Source organism: Massilia brevitalea (assembly GCF_030711405.1).
GTDB lineage: Bacteria > Pseudomonadota > Gammaproteobacteria > Burkholderiales > Burkholderiaceae_D > Telluria > Telluria brevitalea.
In genome coordinates this window covers 66,725-81,260 of the sequence record NZ_JAULSI010000018.1, presented here as the reverse complement: position 1 = coordinate 81,260, position 14,536 = coordinate 66,725, and the positions used below count along the sequence as shown (strand labels likewise).

Sequence of the window (14,536 nt, the reverse complement as noted above, 5' to 3'; positions counted from 1 at the left end):
TTGATCATTTGCGACTGTCCGCGAAGCGGCCCGGACAATCGATCATTGTTGAAACAGCGGCATGATTCCGTTTTTCGACCAATCATCCGTGGCACCGCGTGGGCTCAAGAGCCCACCCTACGAAAAGCCATCCAACCAACATCCAGGCCCGCGTCCGTTACGGCTGAGCTCACCTAGTCCAATTTGCAATACCCATGTAGACTAGCGGCGACCCTTTTTAACGGTAAGCCAGTTCACGCCCTCATGCCTTTCAACATCCCGATTCTCCTGACCTGGTTACGTGTCGCCCTGATTCCCCTCGTCGTCGGCGTTTTCTACCTGCCCGATCACTGGCTCACGCGTCCCGAGCAAAACCTGGCCGCCACGCTGATTTTCATCATCGCTGCCGTCACCGACTGGTTCGATGGCTTCCTGGCGCGACGCTGGAACGAAACCTCGGCCTTCGGCGCCTTCCTCGACCCGGTGGCCGACAAGCTGATGGTGGCCGGCGCGCTATTGGTGCTGATCCAGCTCGACCGCGTGAACGCCATCATCGCCTTCGTCATCATCGGCCGCGAGATCACCATCTCGGCGCTGCGCGAATGGATGGCCGAGATCGGCGCGCGCAAGTCGGTGGCGGTGAGCTCGATCGGCAAGGTAAAGACTGCTGCCCAGATGGCCGCGATCCCGATGCTGCTGTTCCACGAGCACCTGTTCGGCATCGACATGTACTACTGGGGCCAGGTCTTCCTGTGGATCGCCGGCCTGCTGACGGTATGGTCGATGTTCTACTATCTGCGCCGTGCGTGGCCATTGATTAAGGAAAAAAGCGGGAATATGTAAAATTAATTCTCTGCCATCCTTGACGTACGGATCAGATCATCTATAATGCTTGCCTGTTGTGAACGACATCGCAGCAAGCGAAAGACAAAGCGGGAGTAGCTCAGTTGGTAGAGCGCAACCTTGCCAAGGTTGAGGTCGAGAGTTCGAGACTCTTCTCCCGCTCCAGGTTTGCAAAATGTCGGCGTAACACAGTAGAAACAAGTTGTCTTGGAAGTTGAAACGATTTCTGCGATAATGCGTGTCTCCACAATGCGGGAGTAGCTCAGTTGGTAGAGCGCAACCTTGCCAAGGTTGAGGTCGAGAGTTCGAGACTCTTCTCCCGCTCCATAAAGCGAGTGTCAAAAGCAGTACCTCAATGCGGGAGTAGCTCAGTTGGTAGAGCGCAACCTTGCCAAGGTTGAGGTCGAGAGTTCGAGACTCTTCTCCCGCTCCATAAAGCGAGTGTCAAAAGCAGTACTCCAATGCGGGAGTAGCTCAGTTGGTAGAGCGCAACCTTGCCAAGGTTGAGGTCGAGAGTTCGAGACTCTTCTCCCGCTCCATTCGGAAGCACAGTAGTAAAAGTGGTAGCAAGTCGGCAGTACACTCCGTGCGGGAGTAGCTCAGTTGGTAGAGCGCAACCTTGCCAAGGTTGAGGTCGAGAGTTCGAGACTCTTCTCCCGCTCCATAAAGCGAGTGTCAAAAGCAGTACTCCAATGCGGGAGTAGCTCAGTTGGTAGAGCGCAACCTTGCCAAGGTTGAGGTCGAGAGTTCGAGACTCTTCTCCCGCTCCAGAATTCAGGAAGACAAGCTCTTCCCTTGTTGATGTGGCTCATAACCGTCCGCATCGATCAAGCGCACTATATCCTCTGGCGAGGTAGCAAAGCGGTTATGCAGCGGCCTGCAAAGCCGTCTAGGTCGGTTCGACTCCGATCCTCGCCTCCAAATAATAAACGCACGGGCCTCATTCGAGGCCCGTTTCGTTTTGTACATCTCTTTACTATCGATCCCTGACGGCCCCAACAAAGCTGTTGCTTGCCCGCGCCCGATCGAACCCTCCGATCATGCGTACGCGGTAAAATGCAGCATTCATCATTACGTACACGACATCAGCATGGAAGCCATCGACCAGCGTTACCTCGTCCAGCAAACCAAACGCAGCGAAGAGGGCAAACCCTCTGTATTCGCCAGGGTGATGCGCAGCAAAGACGGCAAGTTTGAAGGCGTTTCCTTCATCAAGAACAAGGAAAAAGCGACCGTCATGACCATCGCCGACGCTCAGGAGGTCATCGATTGGGCTGCCAAGAAGAAAGACAATGCAGCCGCATACGAGACCAGGATTATTTGCGTCGGTCAGTAGCCGTGACGCTGGCCTTCCGCTGCATGCCTGACGCCTGTCGATGATAGTGCACTTTAGGGCGCCTGGCGCCGCAGCGTGATGCGGGTCAGCTCGGCAGGCACCCCCAGTCGAAGCGCAAAGCCTGGCCAGAGTGCCGTGCCGTTGTTCAGGTAGAGCGTCATGCCGTCGACCTCGTAGCGGCCCGACACGAAGCCGTTGTTCGCCCGCGCCACGACGCGGTCGAGCCCAATGATCATGCCGCCGTGCGTATGGCCGGACAATTGCAGCGCAACGCCGCGGCTGGCCGACAAGCGCGCATTCCTGGGCTGGTGATCGAGCAGGATGACCGGCACGCCCGCCGGTGCGCCGCGTAACGCAGCATCGAGGTCGGGCGCCGGGGCGCCGGTTTGCGGGGCGGTGACGTCGTTCACGCCGGCGAGCACGAGTTGCCCGGCTCCCCGTTTGATGACGGCGTGGCTATTGTCCAGCGGCGTCATGCCGAGCCCTGCGAAATACGCCATCCATTCGCTGTGGCCGAAAAAATACTCGTGGTTGCCGGGAATGACCCAGACCCCGTCCGGGGCGCTTAAATCGCGTAGCGCGGCCACGTCGGCTTCGCGCTGCGCAATATTGCCATCGATAAGGTCACCGGTAATGACGATCAGGTCGGCGCCAAGCGCATTCGCATCGTCGACGACCTTGCGCGTCCATGGCGCGTCGAACAGGCGGCTGATGTGCAGGTCGGTCAGGTGCAGCACCCGGTAGCCATCGAATTCGCGCGGCAGATTCCTGACCTCGATCTGCACGTCTTTCAGCTGTGGCGGCTTGATTGCCTGCATGACGCCGAGCGCGGCCAGCAGCATCGCCGCGATGCCGATCGCAGCGCGCAGTCGCGCAGGGGTGGCGACACGCCTGCGCCGCACCAGTGCGACGACGCATGCGCCAAGGTCGACCAGCAGCTGGAACACGGCCAGCAGCAATATTGCGCCGAACGCCCAGTTCAACACGATCACCAGGAACTTCGGAAACTCCGGCGAAAACACGCTGCCTGACGACAGGCGCGACCACAGGTGATATTGCGAGGCAAGCAGCAGCACGACTGCGCTCGCCAGCTTGCTACGTCCGGATACGGGCAGCGGCCAAAGCCAGCGCACGAGCACGACCAGGCAGGGGAGGCTGAACATCAGATGAAACATCAGGCGCGTGCTCCCCGGTCATGGTTGCGGCCCACGCCTTCCGAAGTGCCCTGCGGGCATGGAATGGCGTCCGGAGAATAAATCGTCAAAATACGCATCGTGCCCTTGTGCATGAACTGTCGAACGGACAAGCATAGCGTAGATCGCATGAACGTACCGGCAGCGCGGCCATTCCGCCCGTTGGCATTGCTGCAAGCACCGAAGTCCGCGATAATCCATCCTTCTGCCCATTCGGGATTCCAACCGCCCCATTCATTCCAGCCGGTCGCACGGCTGGCAGTCGCCCTTACGATGACCAATCCGCTCCGCACGCTCACTCGCAAACCCATCGCCCTCCTGGCACCGCTCCTCCTTACCGCATGCGCCCATAGCGCCGGCCCGGCGCCAAAGGCGGCGTCGGCGCCGCCCGCCCAGATCGGCGTCGCCTCGTTCAACCTGGCCTGGGCCGGTTCGCAGCAGGACTTCGACCACCACGCGGCCGTCTGCACCGCCGTCAACTGGTGCGATACCCGTCCGAAGCGCGAAAAGGGCCAGTCGCGCCCGACGGACGAAGCCGTGCAGGCCGCGCGCCAATGCGTGGCCGATACCGAACGCCTGGCTGGCGGCCCGGAGAAAGCCGGGATGATGGTGCCGTGTAACGCCTACCTGGGCCGCGACAACGCCACGCCGCCCACGGGCGCCGACTACGCCGCCAAGCTGACCGGCCTGCAGACGACCATCGCCAACCTGATCGAAAAACAGGGCGTGAAAGTGATCGCCTTCCAGGAAGTACGCTCGGCCGAGGTGATCAAGACCCTGCTCGGCAAGTACGCCGACCGCTTCGGCACCTGCGACGCCCCGCACGACGGTTTCCAGACCACGGCTTTCGCCTGGGACAAGAGCATGGGCGAGACCAATGCCAAGTGCAGCGTGAATACCGACCTGGCGGTGAGCGACAACCCGGGCGCCAAGGATGCGCGCAAGGTGCGCCCTGGCCTGACGCTGGAGCTGGACTGGGCGGGCCGCCGCATCAGCTTCCTGAACGTGCACCTGAAGTCGAGCTGCGCCAACATCGTGCCGACCCCGATCTACCAGGCGCGCCTGCTCGACGATCCGAATCCCGCCTGCCAGGTCCTGAACCGCCAGGTCGCGCCGATCGAGCGCTGGCTCGACAGCGTGGGCCAGCGCAGCCCCGACTTCGTGCTGCTGGGCGATTTCAACCGCCGCATCGACGAGGAAGCCGCCGCGAATATCCCGCCGGAGAAGGTGCGTACCGATGGCAGCAACCCCGCCGGCGTGCCGCACCAGGATGCCATCGGCAAGGTCGCCACGCGCTACCTGTGGCAAGAACTGAACGATGGCACCCGTGCGCTGAAGCAGGTGCCGCTGACCGGCATCGAAGAAGGCTGCCGCGGCTTTACCGGCCTCGACCACATCGTGCTGAGCGGCGCACTGGCGGCGCGCCAGGCGCCGGACATCGGCTCGCGCAAGACGGCCGTCGTGCAGGCGCCGGGCCAGCGCATCGATACCAGCGACCATTGCCCACGCAGCGTCACGCTGAATCTGTAATGCGCTCCGGGACCCGCCGCCGGTCCCCGCGTCAACCAGCATCGCCGGCTTCCATGCCGGCGATGTGCATTCCGGCCTCCGCTTCCGCGATGACTACAGCGGCAACGTCGTCTCGTACTTCACCTCGCGCAGCGCCACGCTGGTATTCACCTGCGCCACCCCGTTCAGCTTGACCAGCACGTTGTGCAGGAAGTCGTGGTAGGCATCCATGTCGGCCACCACCACCTTCACCATGTAGTCCGAGCTGCCGGTCGTCTCGTAGCACTCCACCACTTCCGGGCGCAGCCGCATCGCTTCCTCGAACTGCTCGACCACGCCCTCGGCATGGCGCGCCAGCGACACGTGCAGCAGGCACACCACGGCCAGCCCCAGCTTGCGCCGGTCGAGCAGGGCGGTGTAGCGCAGGATGTAGCCGTTTTCCTCGAGTTCCTTCTGGCGCCGCCAGCATGGACTGGCCGACATGCCGATCTTTTCCGACAGTTCGTTCGACGACACGCGGCCATTTTTCTGCAGTTCCGCCAGGATCTTGATCGAGGCCTGGTCCAGCGGTGTGTTTTTCATTTATTGCTCAGGTTTTAGAAAGATTCTTGCCAGTTTAGCTGCTGGAACTCAGGAATTAGAAAAAATCTTTCCCGTCGTGCGGCATATCCTGTCCCCTTACAAGAACCACAACGAGACCATGAATTCGATGACCACCCCGCCAGCCGTCCTGGCCGACCCCGACTACGCCCTCGACGACAACCTGCGCCGCGAAAGCGGCCGCGTCTTCCTCACCGGCACCCAGGCCCTGGTGCGCCTGCTGTGCATGCAAAAAGTCTTCGATGAGCGCCAGGGCCTGAACACGGCCGGCTTCGTCAGCGGCTACCGCGGCTCGCCGCTGGGCGCGGTCGACCAGGAACTGTGGCGCGCGAAAGACCTCTTAAAGCAGCGCAGCATCGACTTCCTGCCGGCGATCAACGAAGAACTCGGCGCCACCGCCGTCATGGGCTCGCAGCAGGTAGAGGCCGACCCGACGCGCAAGGTCGACGGCGTGTTCGGCATGTGGTACGGCAAGGGCCCGGGCGTCGACCGCGCCGGCGACGCCCTGAAACACGGCCACGTGTATGGCTCCTCGCCCCACGGCGGCGTGCTGGTGATCCTGGGCGACGACCACGGCTGCGTATCCTCGTCGATGCCGCACCAGAGCGAGCAGGCGCTGATTGCCTGGAGCATGCCGGTCATCAATCCCGCCAACATCCAGGAATACCTGGAGTTCGGCCTGTACGGCTGGGCGCTGTCGCGCTTCTCCGGCGCCTGGTGCGGCTTCAAGGCGATTTCGGAAACCGTGGAAGGCGGCGCCGTGGTCGAGCTGCCGCCGATGCCCTCGTTCACCACGCCCCAGGATTACGTAACGCCGCCGGACGGCCTGCACAACCGCTGGCCCGATTTACCGGGGCTGGCGCTGGAAGTGCGCGCCGACGCCAAGCTCGAAGCGGTGCAGGCCTTTGCCCGCGCCAACTCGATCGACCGCCTGACGGTGGCCGCGCCACAGGCGCGCATCGGCATCATCAGCGCCGGCAAGGCCTACCTGGACCTGGTCGAAGCGCTGGAACGCCTGGGCCTGCCGCTGTCGCGCCTGGAAGAACTCGGGGTGCGCGTCTACAAGCCCGGCCTGACCTTCCCGCTGGAGCGCACCCGCCTGGCCGCGTTTGCCGCCGGCCTGGAGGAAATCCTGGTGGTGGAAGAGAAGGGGCCGGTGATCGAGCAGCAGGTGAAGAATTTGTTCTACAACCTGCCGACTGAAAGCCGCCCCGCAGTCGTCGGCAAGGCCGGCCGCGACGGCGCGCCGCTGCTGTCGGCGCTGGGCGAGCTGCGTCCTTCGCGCATCGCGCCGGCGCTGGTGCACTGGCTGGCACCGCGTTTCCCCGAACTCGATCTGAAACGCATGCTGCCCGACTTCTGCGCCGCCGCGCTGCCCTCGAACGGGGCCGACGGCGTCAAGCGCACGCCGTACTTCTGCTCGGGCTGCCCGCACAATACCTCGACCCGCGTGCCGGAAGGCAGCCGCGCCTATGCCGGCATCGGCTGCCACTTCATGGCGACCTGGATGAAGCGCGACACGAACTACCTGTCGCAGATGGGCGGCGAGGGCGTCAGCTGGGTCGCATCCTCGCGCTTCGTGGACGAGCCGCACGTGTTCCAGAACCTGGGCGACGGCACCTTCTACCATTCGGGCTCGCTGGCGATTCGCCAGGCAGTGGCCGCGCGCACCAACATCACCTATAAAATCCTGTACAACGACGCCGTCGCGATGACCGGCGGCCAGCCGGTGGACGGCAGCCTGTCGGTACCGCAGATCGTGCAGCAGGTGGTGAGCGAAGGCGCGCGCAAGACCGTGGTCGTGACCGACCAGCCCGAGAACTACCACGGCGTCACGCTGCCGGGAGGCGTGACGGTGCATCACCGCGAAGAACTCGATGCCATCCAGCGCGAACTGCGCGAGATCCCGGGCGTGACGGTGCTGGTCTACGACCAGACCTGCGCCGCCGAAAAGCGCCGCCGCCGCAAGAAGAACAAGCCGGGCAGGACCGTCTTCCCCGACCCGGCGCGCCGCATGGTGATCAACCCGGCGGTGTGCGAAGGCTGCGGCGACTGCGGCGTGCAGTCGAACTGCCTGTCGATCCTGCCGCTGGAAACCGAATTCGGCCGCAAACGCCAGATCGAGCAGTCGTCCTGCAACAAGGATTACTCCTGCGTCGAGGGCTTCTGCCCGAGCTTCGTCTCGGTGCTGGGCGGGTCGCTGCGCAAGCCGGAAGTCAGCACGCTGTCGCTGGCCGACATCGAACAGGCCCTGGCCGCGTATGCCGCGCCGGCGCCGGCGGCCCTCGATAAACCCTTCGAGATCCTGGTCGCGGGCGTGGGCGGCACCGGCATCGTCACCGTCGGCGCGCTGATCACCATGGCCGCCCACCTGGAAGGCAAGGGCGCTTCGACCCTGGACTTCATGGGCTTTGCGCAAAAGGGCGGGGCCGTGCTGTCGCACGTGCGCGTCGCTTCGTCGCCGGCGCGGCTGAACCAGGTGCGCATCGATTTGCGCCAGGCCGACGCCGTCTTCGCCTGCGACCTGGTAGTGGCCGCCATGCCCGACAGCCTGTCGGTGATGCGCGCCGGGCACACCAGGGTCGTGGCCAACGACCGCGAGATCCCGACCGCCGACTTCACGCGCGAGCGCGATGCCTCGATCAACAAGGATGGGCTGCTGGAAAAGCTCGGCCTGGCGGCGGGCATGGAGAACCTGGTGCGCCTCGACGCCCACGAAACGGCGGCGCGCTTCCTGGGCGATCCGATCGGCGGCAACATCCTCTTGATGGGCTATGCCTGGCAGGCGGGCCTGGTGCCGGTGGGGCTGCCGGCGCTGCTGCGCGCGATCGAACTGAACGGCGTCGCCATCGACATGAACAAGCGCGCCTTCATGCTGGGCCGCCTGGCCGCGGCGGATGCGCAGGCGCTGGAGCGCCTGGACCGCAGCGAGCGCAAGGTGATCCAGTTCAGCGCACCGAAGCCGCTGGCGGAGCTGATGGCCGTGCGCACGGATTTCCTGACGCAGTACCAGGACGCGGCCTATGCCGGGCGCTATGCGCAGGCAGTGGCGGCGCTGGAGCGGCGTGAAGCCGAGATCGACCCGCTTGGCTCGCGCAAGCTGAGCAAGCTGGTGGCGCGCAATCTGTTCAAGGTGATGGCCTACAAGGACGAGTACGAAGTGGCACGGCTGCACGCCGACCCGGCCTTCCGCGCCCAGATCGCCGCCCAGTTCGAGGGCGACTACAAGCTGGCCTTCCACCTGGCGCCGCCGCTGCTGGCGCGCCGCAAGCCGGGCTCCGAGGTGCCGGCCAAGATGCGCCTCGGCGGCTGGATGATGCCGGTGTTCGGCGTGCTGGCGAAATTCAAATCCCTGCGCGGCGGTCCGCTCGACGTGTTCGGCTATACCGCCGAGCGCAAGCGCGAACGGGCACTGCGCGAACGCTACCTGGCTTTCGTCGAGACGCTGGCCACCAGCCTGAATCCTGGCAACCGCGAAGCGGCGCTGAAGCTGGCCCAGATGCCCGATCAGGTGCGCGGCTATGGCCACATCAAGCTGGCGGCGATGGACAAGCTGGACGCCGAATGGCCGAAGCTGATGGCGATCTACCGTGGCGAGCAGGTGATCGAGCTGAAGCGGCGCGCCTGAGGCGGCTCGCGTTTAAACGATCGCCGCCATCGCACTGCAGCGATGGCGGCTATCCCTGAAACCCGCCGGGTCAGTTGGCCGGTTCGGCCGCTTTCCTGCGGCGCTTGCGGAACGGATAGGCCTGCTGGCTCAGGTAGCCTTCCGGGATCTTGCTGCCCACGACCCCATAGGTTGCCGGGAATTGCTGGTCGGTCTTCACCGCCGTGCCGAACAGGTAGTCGATGAAGGCGAAGTGGGCCGCGTAGTTCTTGTCGATGGCGACCTGCTCGCTGCTGTGGTGCCAATGGTGGAAATCCGGCGTCACGATCAGGTATTTCAGCGGACCCCAGGGAATATGCACGTTCGCATGGTTGAACACGGCCTGGAACCCGACGATCACGATGTACATGTCGACCACGCTCTTGTCGAAACCGAGCAGGAACAGCGGCGTGAGGACGGCGATGCGGGTCACGATAATTTCCAGCATGTGCAGGCGCGAGCCGGCCAGCCAGTCCAGCGTATTCACGCTGTGGTGCACGGAATGGACTTTCCACAGCCAGGGTACTTCGTGATAGGCGCGGTGCACGGCGTACTCGGCCAGGTCCGCTACCAGCAGGCAGAGCAGCAGCTGCGGAATGAAATGCATCGAGCTGATGAATTGCTGCAGCCCTTCCTCGCCCACCACGATCACCTGCGCACGGTGCACGAAGAAGTTCACGATCAGCAGCATCAAGCCGACCAGCAGATGGTTCACGCCAAAGTGAATCAAATCGGTCTGCCATTCCTTGCGGAAGATCGGCTGGTTCCTGTACAGCGGGAACAGCTTTTCGAGGATGACGAACACGGTGGTTGAACCGAGCAAATCGAGGATCAGCCAGTCGAAGCCGAGGTAGGGCGTGTGGTCCGGAAAATCGCCCACCGGAACCTTTGCGCCGCCTAACGCAATCGTCACCAGCACGAACGCAAAGGCCAGCACATTCACGTTGCGGCGCCGGTTGAAGACGATGTTGAACAGCGACAGCATGCCGGCCACCAGCAGGCCCGAGAACAGCAGGGCGCGGCACCAGTCGACGTTGTAGGCGCGGCGCAGCTCGGGTGTGGTCAAGTATTCCGGGAACAAAAAGGCGAGCACGCCCAGGAAACTCAGGAAGCCCAGGCCGAGCGCCAGGGCGGTCGTGATCGTGCCTTGTCCGGGCGTCAGCTCGCCGTCGGCGCTCAGCAAGTCGGTGGCGTCGACGACGATCTCGCCGACGCGCGGCAGGAGTACGGTGGAGGCGTTCTGCGAAGAAGGGGAGGGATCCTGGTTTTGCATGGCGGTAGATGAAAGAGTTCGATCTGCAGCGCAGGCTACCTTAGTTTCTTTTAAAACACTAGACTCTCAGGAATATCTTTGTGGTGAGTCGAAGTTGTTATGAGTGAGGCAACAGCTGTGTCGACCACTGACGCTCCCACCGTCGCCCGGCTCGGCCCCCATGCCGTGTACAGCCTGCCCGCACCCAGGCGGCAGGCCAGGTGGGCCGCCAGTGCGCCTGGCGCCGCAGTCTGCAAATGCCCATCCTCGACATACGATACCGCCGGCCCCACCTGGTCCAGGCAGCTGACCGCCAGGTTCAGCGTCGCGCGCACGCCGGGGCAGGCCAGGGCATCGGCGAAGTCGGTACGGATGGTCTGCACCAGCAAATCGAGGTCGAGGTGGGCGAAGCGCAGCCTGCCCTGGAACTCGTTCGGCACATTGGTGTGGTCTTCGATCCCGGCATAGGGTTTATCCGGCAGTTCCCCGGCCAGCGGACCGGCGCCGTGGCGCGTGAGGTAGGCGCGAGTGGCATACGTGATATCGAGTGTCCCGATTCCAGCCTCCGTGGCGACATCGAGCGCATTCCGGATGCCCGTATGCGAACGCGTCACGTAGGGGAAGGCGCCGCGCTGCTGGTCGAGCAGCAAGCCCTGCGCGCCTTCGAACATGACCTGCCTGTACGCACTCAGCACTTCAGGCCGCGCACAGCGTGTCGCACGGCGGAACTGCATCGCGGCGTGCGCATAGCGCTGCAGCGCGGTGTCGCTGGCCAGCCACCCGGCGTCCTGCGCACCGAGGGCGGGAATGCCGAGCGCGGCCAGGCGCTGCGGCACATAGCCGTCGCGGATCGCCGCCAGCCGGCGCAGCAGGTAGCCCGCGCCCTGCTGCAGGTCGGCCACGCTCAAGGCGAACTCCGGGTCGAGGTTGCGTTCGATGGTCTCGCCGAAGCCCATCCCGCAGCTGCCGTGACGGCCATTGCCGCGCTGGCGCTCGATGGCCTGGTTGAGCAGGATGTCGTACAGCGTCGATACCGGCGCGCGCTCGTCGACGAAGACCGGCGGCAAGCTGATACCACTTGCCGCCAGCACGTCCGCCTCCTTCAGGAACAGCGAAGGATGGCAGACGAAGTGGCGCGACAGGAAGGTGGCCGCGCCGGCCAGGGTGCCGCTGCCGACATGAGAGAACACATGCCGCAGGCCATCCGGCGTGGTGACGGTGTGGCCAGCCTGGGCGCCGCCATTGAAGCGCACCACGATCGCATCGCGACCGGCCGGCGCCGCGTGGTAGTCGGTCATCAGGCCCTTGCCTTCGTCGCCGTAGCTGGCGCCGATGACGGCTTTCGCAGTGTGCTGCATGGTGTTCTCCTGGTCCCGGTCAAAAACGAACCAGCGCGCGCAGCGCTCCCGTGCGGCTGGGCGGCAAGCTGCCCAGCGCATGCGCCACCACCACCGAGGTGTCGCCCGACCAGCTCTTTGCTACCTCCCCGCGGTCGCGCCCTTCGTTGACTTCCATGGCCGAGACCACGACTTCGGCGAGGCGCCGGTAATCCTTCAGGCGCAGCACGCGCTGGCCAAGCAGCGCCTGCCACTTCTTCAGTACCTGCGGCAGGTAGGAGCGCGCGTAATTGCCTTCCTCGACCACCACGTGGAACACGTGGTACATGCGCGAGACCATGGTCAGCAGTTCGCCGGCCGACAAGTCGCGCTGCAGCGAGTCGCCGAAGATTTCTCGGGCGTGCTGGGCCAGCAGCTCCTCGGGCGGTTCCTCGTCGCCGACGGTGAACAGGTAGCCCTTCTTGCCGCGCTTCTCGAAGCAGTCAACCTGCGTGTGCTGGGCCGCGAAGTACCAGGGCAGGTGATAGCCTTCGTGGCTATTGCCGCCGCCGCCTTTTTCGAGCCAGATCATCTTCAGCTGGTCGGCGATGCGAATGTCGGCTTCGAACTGCGTGATTTGCAGCGGGGCGTCGTCGTAATAAGCGTCGCCGATGCCGCAGGCCAGGATGTGCGGGTCCGACACCGGCTTGCGCTTCAGGATTTCCTCGACCAGCGTACCGAGGCCCTCGCGCGCCATCGAATCGGCGATGATGCCCATCGAGCCGGTAACGTCCAGCCCGATGATGACCGCGGTCGATGCCGGATTGACCAGCGAATCGCGCGACTCCCTGGTCACTCCATATGGATTCAGGCTCGGGTGCATGCCCGAGGATGCAAAGATGTCCTCGGTGCGTTTGCCGGCGGTGGCCTTCGAGGCCCGTTTCCAGTCGTCTTCGTCCCAACGTGCTCCACCCATGATGTTCTCCTTAATAGTCCACTGCGTAGATATCGCTTTGCGTGAGCGGCAGTTCGGCGAAGCGACGGGCGCCGAAACTGTCGTGCAGAACCTGGGTGCGCCAGGTCCGGTATTCGTCGATGGCATCGTTCGATGCGGGCAGGCGCAGCCAGTGGACAAACGCACGCGGCACGCCGCCGCCGTCCGCCAGGCGGCTGCCGCCGATGTCGCCCAGCAGTTCGCGCCCGATGGCGCGCACCAGTTCCAGGTCGGTGCGGATGCTCGAGCATTTGGTCGCCAGCAGGTCGTGCGGCCCCCAGTCGAGCGTGCTGGCCGGCGCCGCGACCATCGGCATGCCGGCGCCGGCCGCGTACCACCATCCCCCCAGGATCGCCACGCTGTGCGCCTGCGGCGATATGAAGCAGGTGTCCGGCGACAGGGCGTTGTGCGCGATGCCGGCGTATTGCAGGTAGCAGCACAGGTTCAGCAGCGAGCTGACCACCCAGGCCACGTGGCGCGGATCGAGGCGCCCGCCGAAGTGGTCGAGCACGTCGCGCAGCAGCAGCTGGTCCGGCGACTTGCGCATCACGACGACATAGGCGGCGTCGGTCTGGAAGGCGCCGGCAAACGGATAGGCGGGCAGGTGCGGGGCGACCTGGCTGCGCATGCGGTCATTGGGGTAGTCCAGGCTGGCGATGGTGCGTTCGGCGCGTTGTACCAGGTCGGCATGATCGCGCTCGATGACGAAGGCGGCCACCGTGCCGGCCACGTACAGGCTGCCCAGTTCGAAGCGGTGGCAGCGCAGGTAGTTGATGTCGTAGCGCTTGCCGTCGAGCGCGGTCAGCTGCAACTGGCCACTGCCTGGCGCCGACAGTACGCCGGCCTGCTCGTACAGGCGCCCGATGTGCTGGAAGACCGCGTGCGCATCGGGATCAAGGCTGCGGTCCGGATGCCACTTCATCGCCAACAGGCGGTAGGCCTGCTTGATGTCGTCGGCGCTGCCGCTGAACAGGCACTCGGGCTGCTCGGGCGGAATGGCCAGCAAGGCGGCGGCAGACAGCTTGGCAAGATCGGTGTGCATGCGTTCCTCCATCGGACGCCATCATCCTAGACCCGTTAATCGTAAAATGCAAGTAACAACTAATAGATCCGAATTCATTCTTTATTGCAACGGCAACGCGGTATCGTATGATGCTGGCGTTGATTGCAGCTGATAACGATCATGACCCAATACGAAAGTCCGCTGGCGCTGGTCGACGTGGCGCTGTTCACCATCCAGCAGGGGCGGCTCTCGCTGCTGCTCGCCGTGCGCCAGAACGACAAGGAACCTTACTGCGGCGCGCTGGCGCTGCCGGGCGGCGCCATCCATACCGACGAGGACGACAATGCGCAGGCAGCGGCCACGCGCGTCGTGCGCACCAAGCTCGGCATCGACCCGCCTTACCTGGAGCAGCTGTACACGTTTTCGGGCCGGCTGCGCGATCCGCGCCGCTGGTCGCTGTCGGTGGCCTACTACTCGCTGGTGCCCGAAACCGTGCTCGATGACACCCCGGTCGAAGGCCTGCAGTTCGTGCCGGTGGACGCGATTCCCGCGCTGCCGTTCGATCACAATGCAATTGCCGACCTGGCCATCCGGCGCCTGCGCAACAAGTCGACCTATTCCTCGCTGCTGACCTTCCTGTTGCCGGACGCGTTCACGATCCCGGAGCTGCACGCCGTGTACGAGCAGGTGACGGATTCGACCACCAACATCGCGGCCTTCCGCAAGAAGGTGCTGGACGAGGACATGATCGAAGCGACCGGCGAGCGGCGCAAGGGCGGGCAGCACCGCGCGCCGGACCTGTACCGGCGCAAGGGGAGTGGACTGCAGGAGCTGAAGCGGACGATCTAGTCCGCTTCCGAAAAGT

Annotated in this window: 11 protein-coding genes and 7 tRNA genes; 12 read left to right on the top strand and 6 right to left on the bottom strand. The window is 64.2% G+C overall.

Going from position 1 to position 14,536, the window contains the following annotated elements:
* Positions 1-243: 243 nt before the first annotated feature.
* From pgsA to QWL29_RS13265, 9 genes are all read left to right on the top strand, one after another.
* A complete protein-coding gene (pgsA, locus tag QWL29_RS13305) occupies positions 244-822 on the top strand; it encodes a CDP-diacylglycerol--glycerol-3-phosphate 3-phosphatidyltransferase (RefSeq protein WP_305823364.1) in 579 nt (192 codons plus the stop codon).
* Positions 823-911: 89 nt separating this feature from the next.
* Positions 912-987, top strand: a tRNA-Gly gene (locus QWL29_RS13300).
* 86 nt (positions 988-1,073) lie between these two features.
* A tRNA-Gly gene (locus QWL29_RS13295) sits at positions 1,074-1,149 on the top strand.
* Positions 1,150-1,179: 30 nt separating this feature from the next.
* Positions 1,180-1,255 (top strand) — tRNA-Gly (locus QWL29_RS13290).
* 30 nt (positions 1,256-1,285) lie between these two features.
* Positions 1,286-1,361, top strand: a tRNA-Gly gene (locus tag QWL29_RS13285).
* A gap of 49 nt (positions 1,362-1,410) precedes the next feature.
* A tRNA-Gly gene (locus QWL29_RS13280) sits at positions 1,411-1,486 on the top strand.
* 30 nt (positions 1,487-1,516) lie between these two features.
* Positions 1,517-1,592 (top strand) — tRNA-Gly (locus QWL29_RS13275).
* 77 nt (positions 1,593-1,669) lie between these two features.
* Positions 1,670-1,743: transfer RNA gene (locus QWL29_RS13270), tRNA-Cys, on the top strand.
* Between the two features lie 169 nt (positions 1,744-1,912).
* On the top strand, positions 1,913-2,158 hold the full coding sequence (locus QWL29_RS13265; protein ID WP_305823363.1) for a hypothetical protein: 246 nt from the start codon (positions 1,913-1,915) through the stop codon (positions 2,156-2,158).
* 53 nt (positions 2,159-2,211) lie between these two features.
* Here QWL29_RS13265 and QWL29_RS13260 read toward each other — a convergent pair whose 3' ends face one another.
* Positions 2,212-3,321 carry a metallophosphoesterase gene (locus tag QWL29_RS13260; RefSeq protein WP_305823362.1) on the bottom strand — a complete coding sequence of 370 codons (1,110 nt, stop codon included), beginning with the start codon at positions 3,319-3,321 and terminating at the stop codon, positions 2,212-2,214.
* Positions 3,322-3,624: 303 nt separating this feature from the next.
* Here QWL29_RS13260 and QWL29_RS13255 point away from each other — a divergent pair, with 303 nt between their 5' ends.
* Positions 3,625-4,881 (top strand): hypothetical protein, encoded by a 1,257-nt coding sequence (locus tag QWL29_RS13255; RefSeq protein WP_305823361.1) that lies wholly within the window; start codon positions 3,625-3,627, stop codon positions 4,879-4,881.
* Between the two features lie 93 nt (positions 4,882-4,974).
* Here the strand turns inward: QWL29_RS13255 and QWL29_RS13250 are convergent, their stop codons facing one another.
* The gene (locus tag QWL29_RS13250; protein WP_305823360.1) at positions 4,975-5,442 is read right to left on the bottom strand and encodes an Lrp/AsnC family transcriptional regulator; all 468 of its coding nucleotides are present in this window, start codon (positions 5,440-5,442) and stop codon (positions 4,975-4,977) included.
* Positions 5,443-5,569: 127 nt separating this feature from the next.
* On the opposite strand from QWL29_RS13250, the gene QWL29_RS13245 reads away from it, so the two are divergent.
* On the top strand, positions 5,570-9,088 hold the full coding sequence (locus QWL29_RS13245) for an indolepyruvate ferredoxin oxidoreductase family protein (protein WP_441295508.1): 3,519 nt from the start codon (positions 5,570-5,572) through the stop codon (positions 9,086-9,088).
* Positions 9,089-9,158: 70 nt separating this feature from the next.
* Here the strand turns inward: QWL29_RS13245 and QWL29_RS13240 are convergent, their stop codons facing one another.
* Genes QWL29_RS13240 through QWL29_RS13225 form a run of 4 tightly spaced genes read right to left on the bottom strand, consistent with a single transcriptional unit; the run spans position 9,159 to position 13,710 of the window.
* Positions 9,159-10,379 (bottom strand): sterol desaturase family protein, encoded by a 1,221-nt coding sequence (locus QWL29_RS13240; protein WP_305823358.1) that lies wholly within the window; start codon positions 10,377-10,379, stop codon positions 9,159-9,161.
* A gap of 50 nt (positions 10,380-10,429) precedes the next feature.
* The gene (locus QWL29_RS13235) at positions 10,430-11,716 is read right to left on the bottom strand and encodes an adenylosuccinate synthetase (protein ID WP_305823357.1); all 1,287 of its coding nucleotides are present in this window, start codon (positions 11,714-11,716) and stop codon (positions 10,430-10,432) included.
* A gap of 19 nt (positions 11,717-11,735) precedes the next feature.
* Entirely contained in the window at positions 11,736-12,650 is a 915-nt protein-coding gene (locus QWL29_RS13230) for a hypothetical protein (RefSeq protein WP_305823356.1), read from the bottom strand.
* Positions 12,651-12,660: 10 nt separating this feature from the next.
* On the bottom strand, positions 12,661-13,710 hold the full coding sequence (locus QWL29_RS13225; protein ID WP_305823355.1) for a J domain-containing protein: 1,050 nt from the start codon (positions 13,708-13,710) through the stop codon (positions 12,661-12,663).
* Between the two features lie 141 nt (positions 13,711-13,851).
* On the opposite strand from QWL29_RS13225, the gene QWL29_RS13220 reads away from it, so the two are divergent.
* Positions 13,852-14,520: an NUDIX hydrolase gene (locus QWL29_RS13220; RefSeq protein WP_305823354.1), complete on the top strand. Its 669-nt coding sequence runs from the start codon at positions 13,852-13,854 to the stop codon at positions 14,518-14,520.
* The last annotated feature ends 16 nt before the right edge of the window (positions 14,521-14,536 follow it).